Here is a 2,234-nt window from a genome sequence, read left to right on the forward strand (position 1 = left end):
GCGATCATGGTGCCCTGCCCGAACCGTCGCAACGCGAGGCCTTCGTGCTGACCCGTGTCGGCACCAGCGATCCCTCGATCAGACTCGCCTGCCAGCTGCGGCCGACATCAGATCTCTCCTTCTTCCAGCTCTTCACGCCGCAAACGTCATCGGCGAACGCGCAGGGATCGACACCGGCGCGCATCGGCCAGGAGCGCTATCTCGTCAGCCTGTTCGTGGACATGCGCGGCTCGACGCAGCTTGCCGAGAAGCGGCTGGCGTTTGGCACGGGCTTCATCGTCAACCGTTTCCTCGGAGCGGTCTCGCAGGCCGTCATCGAGAATGGCGGGCAGCCGAACCAGTTCGTCGGCGACGGCATGCTGGCGCTGTTCGGGCTGTCGGCCGACCCGCAAACCGCATGCCGGCAGGCGCTGAAGGCGGCCGCCGGAATCGCCACCCACATCGACGAGCTCAACGAGCTCCTGAGCCACGATCTTCGCCAGCCAATCCGCTTCGGCATCGGCATCCACGGTGGCGAGGTCATCATCGGCGACATCGGCTATCGCGATCACATCGTCTTCACCGCGCTGGGCGATGCCGTCAACGTCGCCGCCCGCCTCCAGGACATGACCAAGACGCTGGCCTGCGAGGCGATCGTCTCGGAGGAGATCCGCCGCACCGCGCACCTCGCCGAGGACGGCCTGCCGCAGCAGGAGGTCGCGATCCGCGGCCGCGAGGAACCGATGGCCGTGCGCGTGGTGGCGGATGCGAGGGAGCTCTCGGCGCTGGTCGATCGAAGCGAGCGCGTTGCGGCGTGACCCTTCAATTTCCCCGCTGAGGCAAGGGCAATCGAATTTGACCATTTGCAACGGCTCGTCATGCCCGGGCTTGTCCCGGGCATCCACGTTCTTCGTGCCGCGCAGCAAGGCGTGGATGGCCGGGACAGGCCCGGCCATGACGCTGTGGAAGCTTTAGCGTCTCCAGCTCTGACGCCTCTGCCGCGGTTGAGACTCGCCTTCTCTCATCACCACGTAACACCGGCCTGCTGCAATGCAGCGGCATGGCCTTGCTGCGAAAGCACGAATTGACATCATCCAGATCGTTGCGACAGATGGGCGCGGATCTTGCGGTGATGACCGCAGTCCAACGAAAAGCTCCGGGAGGAGACCAGAATGTTCGATCGACGCGACCTGCTCAAAGGAGCGGGGCTTGCCGCACTTGCGGCCACACTGAATTCCACCAGGGCGCTGGCGCTCGACACCGTCACCCTGCCCTTCGGCAATGGCGAACGGCCGCTGGTGAAATATCCGCAGAAGCGGCCGATGATCGGCCTGACCAGCCGGCCGCCGCAGCTCGAGACGCCGTTTGCGGTGTTCAACGATGGCCCGATCACGCCGAACAATGCGTTCTTCGTGCGCTATCATCTCTCCGACCTGCCCTACAATCTCGACCCCGACAAGTTCACGCTCGAGGTCAAGGGCAAGGTCGACAAGCCTCTCAAGCTGTCGCTGAAGGACATCAGGAAGATGAAGGCGGCCGAGATCGTCGCCGTCAACCAGTGCTCCGGCAACAGCCGCGGCTTCTTCGAGCCGCGCGTCGCCGGAGGCCAGCTCGCCAACGGCGCGATGGGCTGCGCGCGCTGGCGCGGCGTGCCGCTGAAGACCGTGCTGGAGATGGCCGGTGTGCAGAGCGGCGCCAAGCAGGTGACGTTCAACGGCATGGACGGGCCGGTCAGCGAGAAGACGCCCGATTTCGTCAAGGCGCTCGATCTCGATCACGCCGCCGATGGCGAGGTGATGCTGGCCTATGGCATGAACGGCGAGGACCTGCCGTTCCTCAACGGCTTTCCGCTGCGCCTGATCGTGCCCGGCTATTACGGCACCTACTGGGTCAAGCACCTCAACGAGATCACCGTCATCGACAATGTCTATGACGGCTTCTGGATGAAGTCGGCCTATCGCATTCCCGACACGCCCAACAATGCGGTCGAGCCAGGCACCGCCCCGAAGGCGACGATCCCGATCAACCGCTTCACCATCCGGTCCTTCATCACCAGCGTCCCTGATGGCGCCAGGCTGAAGGCGGGAGCTGTGACCCTGCGCGGCATCGCCTTCGACGGCGGCAAGGGCATCAAGGAGGTCCAGGTCTCCACCGACGGCGGCAAGACCTGGACCAACGCCAAGCTCGGCAAGGACCTTGGCAAATACGCCTTCCGCGAATGGAAGCTGCCGGTGAAGCTCGCGGCAGGGGGGCCC

General features: G+C 65.0%; 2 protein-coding genes. Both read left to right on the forward strand.

The features are described 5' to 3' along the window. On the forward strand, positions 1-797 hold a 797-nt coding region (locus tag IC50_RS30075; RefSeq protein ID WP_035713463.1), incomplete at its 5' end, for an adenylate/guanylate cyclase domain-containing protein. 354 nt (positions 798-1,151) lie between these two features. Further along, on the forward strand, positions 1,152-2,234 hold a 1,083-nt coding region (sorA, locus tag IC50_RS30080), incomplete at its 3' end, for a SorA family sulfite dehydrogenase catalytic subunit (protein WP_035713465.1).

The sequence above is a fragment of the Bradyrhizobium genomosp. I (2014) genome (assembly GCF_000261685.1).
Classification (GTDB): Bacteria; Pseudomonadota; Alphaproteobacteria; order Rhizobiales; family Xanthobacteraceae; genus Bradyrhizobium.